Genomic DNA, 9,256 nt, shown 5'->3' with positions numbered 1-9,256 from the left:
GGGGTGGAACACCACCACCCCCCGGGGTGGGACACCACAACCGAATATCGGGCTGAACAGAGCCCCGTTACATCCAGCACCCGATGTGACCCACACACTTACCACCACCACACCCCACACCCCCCACCACGGGCGGACACCACGGGTGCGGGAGGAACGGTAACCAGGGTTACGGCGGTCATAGCGTGGGGGAAACGCCCGGTCCCATTCCGAACCCGGAAGCTAAGACCCACAGCGCCGATGGTACTGCACCCGAGAGAGTGTGGGAGAGTAGGACACCGCCGGACAACCACTACAGGCAAGAGGCCCCACCACCGGTGGGGCCTCTTCCCCATTAACCACCCACCACCACCCACACCGGGGTCCGGCCCCCACACCGCCGGCCCGACAAGGCCGGCCCGACTTCCACAACGCCGGCAGCACCGGCCCCACCCTGCGGAAGCCCGCAGAGCGATGCATCACATCGTCGGCAAACGCCCGTGCGGATGAAGTGCGTGGTCGGGCTTCGTGGTTCCATAGATGGGTAGGACCCACAGCAGAATAGAGACCCGCCGGCACATGCATGCCGGCACCTGACGAGAGGACCGCGCTGCCATGGCTGAGCAGGAGCACACCGCTGGACGAGACGGGGAGTCCCGTCCATCGGGAGGCGCGGACCGCGGGAACCAGGGCGGTTCCGGTCAGACGGGACGCCACTCCTGGGGATCCAAGGCCGGCGGGCGCCGTACACCGTCGTCGCCGGGAGCTGCTGACGACAGGCGCGCAGGCGAACGTCCGGCGCGGGACTCGGCCGATCGCAGCGCACCCCGGGACGACCGCAGGGACGCGCGGACCGAAGGCGGTTCCGGCGGCGGGGGCCGCGCTGCAGGTGGCCGCCCCGCCTGGAAGGGCCGGTCGGGCACCCAGGGCGCAGGCCGCACCGGCGGATCGGCAGAGCGCGAGGGTCAGGGCACGAGCCGCGACAGGCAGGGATACGGACGCGACGACACAGCTCCCTACGGCCGGAACGCGCGGCCGGACTCCGAGCGTGGCGGCTCCTCGGCTCCACGCCGGGATGATCGTCCCAGGCAGGAGTCGGAGCGTCCGGGCTCGCGGTCGTCCGACCGTCCCCGCAGGAGTTCCGACGGCGACCGGGGCGCGCAGCTCAGGGGCTCCGCCTCACGGGGCGGGTCGGCGTCGGGCTCCGCCGCCGACAAGCAATCGCGTTACGGCGGCCGGGGTGGAGCGCCGGCGGACCGTACAGCTGGGAGCGCCGACCGACCGTGGTCGCGGAGCTCTCCCGACGCGCGGACCGGCAGCGACGGCCGGGCGGCCGGGCGCAGCGACTCCTTCCGTCGTCCCGCCGATCGCGACGATCGCCGCGGTGGAGGACGCGGGACGGAGGATCGCCGCGGGCCTCGGGCGGACGAGACAGCGGGGCCCAGGCCCCACAATGCGCGTGACCTCCGTAGCGCGAACCGCCCGGACCGCGAGCGGTCCCCGGAGATCGACGAAGACGTCAAGGGCGACGAATTGGACCGCGTCACCCGCGCGCAGGTGCGTAACCTCGAGGAGCGCAGCGCCCTGTGGGTCTCGAGGCATCTGGTTATGGCAGGGCGCCTCCTCGACATCGATCCCGAACTGGCGTTCCAGCACGCACTCGCCGCGAGTCGTCGAGGCGGGCGACTCGCTGCCGTTCGTGAGGCCGTCGGTCTGACTGCGTACGCCGCGGGACACTACGGGGAAGCCCTCCGCGAATTCCGGACGTTCCGTAGGATCAGTGGCTCCAACGTGCATCTTCCCGTCATGGCGGACTGCGAGCGGGGTCTGGGACGCCCGGACAGGGCCCTGGATCTAGCACGCAGCGAGGAAGCCGCGTCCCTGGACGCTGCAGGGAAAGCGGAGCTGGCCATGGTCGTCTCCGGTGCACGGACCGACCTGGGCCAGCTCGACGCTGCCGTCGCGGCCCTCGAGATCCCGCAACTCGACCTGCAGAGGGCCTTCGCCTTCAGCCCGCGCCTCTTCCGTGCCTACGCCGAAGCACTGGACGCCGTCGGGCGCTCGGGTGAGTCGGGCAAGTGGCGCCGCCAGGCGGGGGTGGCAGAACGGGCCCTCGGCCTCGAGGACGACCTCGAACCTGACATCATCGACCTGGGCGAGGACGACGAGCCCGCACCGGTTCCCGTCCCGCGGGTCGCCGACCTCCTCGGTGTACCGGCATCGACGGGAGGTGCTGCCGAATCCGACGACCTGAGCGCGGGGTCGGGTGGCGAAGCGGCAGGCGACGCCGGTGAGGCGAACGCAGCCGACTCCGAGCACGAGCCCGCGGTGGATGCCGAAGCGGAGGCCGAGGCGAAGCTTGAGGTCGAGACCCAGGCGGAGGCCGAGGCGAAGCTTGAGGTCGAGACCCAGGCGGATGCCGAAGCAGAGCCTGAGGCCGCTGCGGAAGCCGAAGCCGAGCCCAAGTCGCAGGCCGAGGCGAAGCCTGAGCCTCAGCCCGAGGCCGAGGCCGAGGCCGAGCCTCAGCCCGAGCCCGAAGCCGGACCCGAAGTCGAAGCTGCCGCGCCTGTCGGAGCTCTCCAGACCGAGATGCTTTTCAGCATGGACGATCCGGGTGCTGCCGATCCGGAGACTGCCTCCATCGCAGGTAAGGACGAGACGGGAGCTGCAGCAGGCTCTGCCGTCCGTTTCTCCGCGGCAGGATCGGATCCTGGAGCGACCGAGGGCAACGCCGACGGCGATGCCGATGGCACGGCGGATGGCGACGCAGAGGACACGCGCAGGGCCGCGCCGAAACGCAAGCGGACTCCCAGGGCCGCAGCGAGCCAGGACGACGGCGTCGATGACTGAGCGCCCGACCCCCGGACGCGCAGTGGGGCGCCTGATCGACGCCTACGACGGAGTGCTGGCCGACCTCGACGGCGTGGTCTACGCCGGGCCCGACGCGATCGCCGGCGCGACCGACGCCCTCGAGCGACTCGCCGCGGAGGGCAAGCGCCTCGCCTACGTCACGAACAACGCGTCGCGGTCCTCGGAACAGGTCGCCGCGCACCTGCGTGAACTCGGAGCTCCCGCCTCCGCCGACCAGGTGTTCGGTTCGGCCCAGGCCGGCGCCGAACTCCTCGCGGGCCAGGTGGCCGCAGGATCGACCGTGCTGGTCGTCGGCAGCGAGACCCTGGCGGACGTGGTCCGGGCGCAGGGTCTGGCCGTCGTCGGTTCGGCGGACGACCGGCCGGACGCCGTCATCCAGGGGTTCGCCCCCACGGTCGGCTGGAAGGACCTCGCGGAGGCCGCCTACGCCGTCGCCGCGGGCGCCACCTGGGTGGCGACCAACACGGACATGTCCATCCCGCAGCAGCGGGGGATCGCCCCCGGGAACGGGACACTCGTGGCCGCCGTGGCCGCCGCGACCGGGAAGTCCCCCCTGATCGCCGGCAAGCCGGGCGCCGTCCTGTTCGAGTCCGCAGCACGCCACTCCGGGGTCGCGCGGGCCCTCGTGGTGGGGGACCGGCTCGACACGGACATCCTCGGCGGCAATCGCGCCGGAATGGCGACGGCCCTCGTCCTCACGGGCGTCGACACGGTCCGCACCGCCCTCGCCGCCGACGTCGCCGAGCGCCCGGACTTCCTCCTCGCGTCCCTCGCGGAACTGTATGTGGCGTATCCGGCCGTCACGGCCGACGACGGCGCCTACACCTGCGGTGCGGCGGTGGCGCGGGTGGCCGGCACGAGCGTCGAGATCCAGGGCCGGGAGGACGACGTCGACAGCTGGCGCGCGGCCTGTGCCGCGTGGTGGGCCGCGCATCCGCACGCGACGCCGGAGTCCGCGCCCGAGGTCGGGTTCACGCCCGCTGGCTAGGCTGGCAGGAGGGATCGGACACGACACAGGGCAGGAGAGGGCGGCGATGCAGGACGGCACTGACGACGGCAGCAGGACGGGCGACGCGCCCGTCGACGGGATCCTGGCCGCTCTCGACCGGCTCGGTGACCTCCCCGTGACGGAGCACGCCGCCGTGTACCTCGACGTCCTCGAGCGCCTGGGCCGGGAACTGAACCCCGAGCAGGGACTCCGCCGGGCGGAGGACCATGGCTCGCCTTGACCAGGAACTCGTGACGCGCGGGCTGGCGCGGTCGCGGTCGCACGCCGCGCAACTGATCGCGGCAGGACGCGTGCTGCGCGGAGGCGTCGTGTCGCTCAAGCCCTCGGCGCCCACGCTCCCGGCCGACATCCTGCTCGTGGAGGAACGGGGGGAGGACTATGTCAGCCGTGCCGGCACCAAGCTCGACGGCGCACTGCGCGCCTTCCCGGCCGTGGACCCCGCGGGGAGGCGCTGCCTCGACGCGGGTGCCTCCACCGGCGGATTCACTGACGTGCTCCTGAGGCGCGGCGCGCGCGAGGTCGCCGCCGTCGACGTCGGGCACGGCCAGCTCGTGCAGCAGTTGCGCGACGATCCCCGGGTGCACGTCTTCGAGGGCATGAACGTCCGCCACCTGGAACCCTGCGACATCGGTGGTCCCGTGGAACTCACCGTCGCGGACCTGTCCTTCATCTCCCTCCGGCTGGTCATGCCCGCCCTGGCCGGGGCCACGCAGGCCGGCGGGGAGCTGCTCCTGATGGTCAAGCCGCAGTTCGAGGTCGGGCGGAGCGGACTCAACCGCCTCGGCGTCGTGACGTCCCCCGAGGCCCGACGGCGGGCCGTCACCGGCGTGGCGCAGAGCGCGCTCGAGTGCGGGCTGCGGGTGGCCGGGATCGCGCAGAGCGAACTGCCCGGGCAGGACGGCAACGTGGAGTACTTCGTGTGGACAAAGGTGCCTGTCGGCGGATTGATGCCTAGGATCGAAGGGGAGTCGGACCTGACGACCGACCGGGCACTGCACACCCTCTTCCCGCCCGGCATGGCTCGACCTCTAGATCAGACGGAGCTTGATGAGTAGACGAATCCTGGTTCTTGCGCACACCGGCCGCAGGAACGCGATGATCGCGGCGCAGGAAGCGTGCACGCGACTCCACGACCTCGGGCTCCAGCCCGTCATGCGGCCCGAGGAACTCGCCGACCTCCAGGGGGAGTACGGCGCCCTCGCGGCCCCGGCCGAGGCGCTCGGCGACGGCGTCGACTTCGGCGACGTCGAACTCGTCATGGTCCTCGGCGGCGACGGCACGATCCTGCGGGCTGCCGAACTGGTCCGGGAGGCGGACATACCCCTCCTGGGCGTCAACCTCGGGCACGTCGGCTTCCTCGCGGAGAGCGAACGCGCCGACCTCGAGGAGACGGTGCGGTGGGTTGCCGATCGCAGCTACACCGTCGAGGAGAGGACCACCATCGAGGTCTTCGTCTGGCATGGTGACACCATGCTCGGGCAGAGCTGGGCGCTCAACGAGGTGGCCGTCGAGAAGGCGGACCGGGAGCGCATGATCGAGGTGGTCATGGAGGTGGACGGCCGCCCCGTGAGCTCCTTCGGCTGCGACGGGGTCGTCCTCGCGACGCCGACCGGTTCCACCGCGTACGCCTTCTCCGCCGGGGGGCCGATCGTCTGGCCGGAGGTCGAGGCGCTCCTCATGGTGCCCATCAGCGCGCACGCGCTCTTCGCCAAGCCGCTCGTCGTCGCGCCCACCTCGGTGCTCGCCGTCGAGCTCCTGACCCGCACCGACGCCGCAGGTGTCCTGTGGTGCGACGGGCGGCGCAGCATCGACCTGCCGCCTGGTGCCCGCGTGGAGGTCCAGCGGTCGGAGCGCCCCGTCCGGCTGGCCCGCACCCGGCAGACACCGTTCTCGGAGCGGCTCGTCCGCAAGTTCGAACTACCCACCCAGGGTTGGCGCGGCCCCGTGAAGCACCAGGACGGACCCCAGCGATGATCGAGGAGATGCGCATCCGCGACCTCGGCGTCATCACCGACGCCACCCTCCGCCTCGGGCCGGGGCTGACGGTCGTCACCGGCGAGACCGGCGCGGGCAAGACCATGGTCATCACCGCGCTGGGCCTGCTGCGGGGTGCGCGCTCGGATGCCGGTGCCGTGCGCCTCAACGCGAAGTCTGCCTCCGCGGAAGCCGTCCTGCGGCTGGAGCCGGGCAGTCCTGCCGCCCTGAGGGCCGCAGAGGCGGGGGCAGCGCTGGAGGAGTACGACGGGCTCGCCGAACTGATCCTCGCCCGCACCGTCACGAGTGAGGGCCGGAGCCGCGCCTACGTCGGGGGCCGGGCCGCTCCCGTCGGTGTCCTCGCCGAATTGGGGGACGAGCTCGTCGTCGTCCACGGACAGTCCGACCAGTTGCGGCTCAAGGGGGCGCCCGCGCAACGGCAGGCCCTCGACAAGTTCGGCGGCAAGCCCCTCGAGGAGGCCCTGTCCGCCTACGCGGACGCCTTCCGCCGGTGGAAGGACGCCCTCGCCGAGCGGGACCGGCTGAGGAGCGAGGCCCGCGAGAGGCTGCGGGAGGCCGAAGGGCTGGAAGCGGCGCTGACCGAGATCGGCGACCTCGATCCGCAGCCGGGGGAGGACGCAGCCCTGAAGGCGGAATCGATGCGGCTCGGGAACCTCGAGGAGCTGCGGACCGCGGCGCTCGTGTCCCACCAGGCGCTGGTGTCCGAGGACATCGGCGCGAGTGCCGACGCGGTGTCGCTGGTCGACGAGGCCAAGCGGCAGCTGGAGGCCGTCGCCGAGCACGATGCCGACCTCGGCAGGCTCGCTGAGCGGCTCGCGGAGGTCGGCTACCTCCTGGCGGACATCTCCGCCGAGCTGGCCGGCTATGGTATGGCGCTCGACTCGGAGGGCGCAGGCAGGCTCGAGGAGGTCGAATCGCGGCGTGCCGCCCTGTCCGTGCTGGTGCGCAAGTACGCCCCCACCATCGACGAGGTCCTCGCCTGGCAGGAGGACGCCGTCAAGCGCCTGCTCGAACTCAGCGGCGACTCGTCCCGGGTGGAGGAGCTCGACGAGGTCATCACCGGCCTCGACCGCGAGGTCCAGGACCTGGCGGGCACCCTGTCCTCGCTGAGGAGGGAGGCGGCCGAGAGCCTCGCGGCGAAGGTCAGCGACGAGCTCACGGCCCTGGCCATGCCGGACGCGCAGCTCCTGATCGAGGTGACGCCGGCCGAGGCCCTGACCCTCCACGGGGCCGACGACATCGCCTTCAACCTCCAGCCGCACCCCGGCTCGGCGCCCCGCGCGCTCGGCAAGGGTGCGTCGGGCGGTGAGCTCTCCCGCGTGATGCTCGCCATCGAGGTGGTGCTCGCGGCCGTCGACCCCGTCCCCACCTTCGTGTTCGACGAGGTCGACGCAGGTGTGGGCGGCAAGGCCGCCGTCGAGATCGGCCGACGGCTCGCGATGCTGGCCGAACACGTCCAGGTCATCGTGGTGACCCACCTCCCGCAGGTCGCCGCGTTCGCCGCACGCCATATCCGCGTGACGAAGAACGTCTCCCGCGACGGCGAGGGCGGCGGCGTGACCGCCAGCGACGTCGAGGTGCTGCCCGACGACGAACGCGTCCGGGAGCTGGCACGGATGCTCGCCGGCCAGGAGGACTCGGCCTCGGCACGCGCCCACGCCGAGGAGCTCCTCGCCGATGCCGCCCGCACCACCGCTCGGTGATAGGCTCGAACTCCGTGGCGCAGCAAATAAACTCCCGGTTCCTGAAATCCGCAACGACCAAGCACATCTTCGTGACTGGCGGCGTGGCCTCCTCACTCGGCAAGGGACTGACGGCATCCAGCCTGGGTCACCTGCTGAGGGCACGCGGCCTCTCCGTGACGATGCAGAAGCTTGATCCCTACCTCAACGTCGACCCCGGCACGATGAACCCGTTCCAGCACGGCGAGGTCTTCGTGACCGACGACGGCGCCGAGACGGACCTCGACATCGGCCACTACGAGCGGTTCCTCGACGAGAACCTGGACGGGTCGGCGAACGTGACGACCGGCCAGGTGTACTCGACCGTCATCGCGAAGGAGCGCCGCGGGGAATACCTCGGCGACACCGTGCAGGTCATCCCCCACATCACGGACGAGATCAAGCGGCGCATGCGCCTGCCGGCCGAGGCCGTGCCGGGCAAGAAGGCGCCGGACGTCATCATCACCGAGATCGGCGGCACCGTCGGTGACATCGAATCGCAGCCGTTCCTCGAATCGGCCCGTCAGGTCCGCCAGGACGTGGGCCGGAACAACGTGTTCTTCCTCCACGTCTCCCTCGTGCCGTACATCGGCCCGTCGCAGGAGCTGAAGACCAAGCCCACGCAGCACTCCGTGGCCATGCTGCGCTCGATCGGTATCCAGCCGGACGCCATCGTCATCCGCTCCGACCGCGAGGTCCCGACCGCGATGCGCGAGAAGATCGGCCGCATGTGCGACGTCGACATCGACGCCGTGGTGAACGCCGCCGACGCGCCGAGCATCTACGACATCCCGAAGACCCTCCATGCCCAGGGCCTCGACGCCTACATCGTCCAGGCGCTCGACCTGAAGTTCAAGGACGTCAACTGGACCAAGTGGAACAAGCTGCTCGAGGCCGTCCACAACCCCAAGCACCAGATCGAGGTGGCGCTGGTCGGCAAGTACATCGACCTCCCCGACGCCTACCTGTCCGTGACCGAGGCGCTCCGCGCGGGCGGCTTCGCGAACAAGGCGAAGGTCACCATCAAGTGGGTCCCGTCCGACGAGTGCCAGACACCGGAGGGCGCGAAGAAGGCCCTCGCGGGTGTCGACGCCGTCTGCATCCCCGGCGGGTTCGGTATCCGCGGCCTCGAGGGCAAGCTCGGGGCGCTGACCTACACCCGCGAGAACGGGATCCCGACGCTCGGCCTGTGCCTCGGGCTGCAGTGCATGGTCATCGAGTACGCGCGGAACGTCGTGGGGCTCGAGGGTGCGTCGTCGAGCGAGTTCGAGCCGGACACGAAGTACCCCGTCATCGCGACCATGGCCGAGCAGCTCCACATCGTGGCCGGTGAGGGCGACATGGGCGGCACGATGCGCCTGGGCCGCTGGGAGGCGAAGCTCCAGGAGGGCTCCGTCGTCGCCGGGACCTACGGCAGGACGACGGTCTTCGAACGGCACCGCCACCGCTACGAGGTGAACAACGAGTTCCGCGAGCAGATCGCTGATGCGGGCCTCGTCTTCTCCGGGACGACGACGGACGGCGAGCTCGTCGAGTTCGCCGAACTGCCGAAGGACGTGCACCCCTACTACGTCTCGACCCAGGCCCACCCCGAGCTGAGCTCCCGCCCCACGCGCCCGCACCCGCTGTTCGCGGGCCTCGTCAAGGCGGCGCTCGAGCGCCGTGGCGCGAAGGGCTGAGC

Annotated in this window: 7 protein-coding genes and 1 rRNA gene; all 8 read left to right on the top strand. The window is 71.3% G+C overall.

Annotated elements, in window-relative coordinates; genetic code table 11:
- Positions 1-170: 170 nt before the first annotated feature.
- The 8 genes from rrf to ACX80K_RS04530 all read left to right on the top strand — a co-directional run bounded on the left by rrf (position 171) and on the right by ACX80K_RS04530 (position 9,254).
- A 5S ribosomal RNA gene (gene rrf / locus ACX80K_RS04565) occupies positions 171-287 on the top strand.
- Between the two features lie 1,225 nt (positions 288-1,512).
- Positions 1,513-2,829, top strand: coding sequence for a hypothetical protein (locus tag ACX80K_RS04560; RefSeq protein ID WP_459270650.1), 1,317 nt, complete (start codon positions 1,513-1,515; stop codon positions 2,827-2,829).
- Positions 2,822-3,838, top strand: a complete 1,017-nt coding sequence (locus ACX80K_RS04555; protein WP_459270649.1) for an HAD-IIA family hydrolase — start codon at positions 2,822-2,824, stop codon at positions 3,836-3,838. The genes ACX80K_RS04560 and ACX80K_RS04555 overlap by 8 nt, the downstream gene beginning before the upstream one ends.
- 46 nt (positions 3,839-3,884) lie before the next feature.
- Entirely contained in the window at positions 3,885-4,079 is a 195-nt protein-coding gene (locus tag ACX80K_RS04550) for a hypothetical protein (protein ID WP_459270648.1), read from the top strand.
- Positions 4,066-4,914, top strand: coding sequence for a TlyA family RNA methyltransferase (locus ACX80K_RS04545; RefSeq protein ID WP_459270647.1), 849 nt, complete (start codon positions 4,066-4,068; stop codon positions 4,912-4,914). Before ACX80K_RS04550 ends, ACX80K_RS04545 begins: the two co-directional genes overlap by 14 nt.
- Entirely contained in the window at positions 4,907-5,833 is a 927-nt protein-coding gene (locus ACX80K_RS04540) for an NAD kinase (RefSeq protein WP_459270646.1), read from the top strand. Before ACX80K_RS04545 ends, ACX80K_RS04540 begins: the two co-directional genes overlap by 8 nt.
- Positions 5,830-7,557 (top strand): DNA repair protein RecN, encoded by a 1,728-nt coding sequence (recN, locus tag ACX80K_RS04535; RefSeq protein WP_459270645.1) that lies wholly within the window; start codon positions 5,830-5,832, stop codon positions 7,555-7,557. Before ACX80K_RS04540 ends, recN begins: the two co-directional genes overlap by 4 nt.
- Positions 7,554-9,254 carry a CTP synthase gene (locus ACX80K_RS04530; RefSeq protein ID WP_459270644.1) on the top strand — a complete coding sequence of 567 codons (1,701 nt, stop codon included), beginning with the start codon at positions 7,554-7,556 and terminating at the stop codon, positions 9,252-9,254. The genes recN and ACX80K_RS04530 overlap by 4 nt, the downstream gene beginning before the upstream one ends.
- Positions 9,255-9,256: the final 2 nt, after the last annotated feature.

This window comes from Arthrobacter sorbitolis (assembly GCF_054510995.1).
The sequence above is the reverse complement of the archived record's forward strand: the minus strand, read 5'-3'. Positions and strand labels throughout refer to the sequence as shown.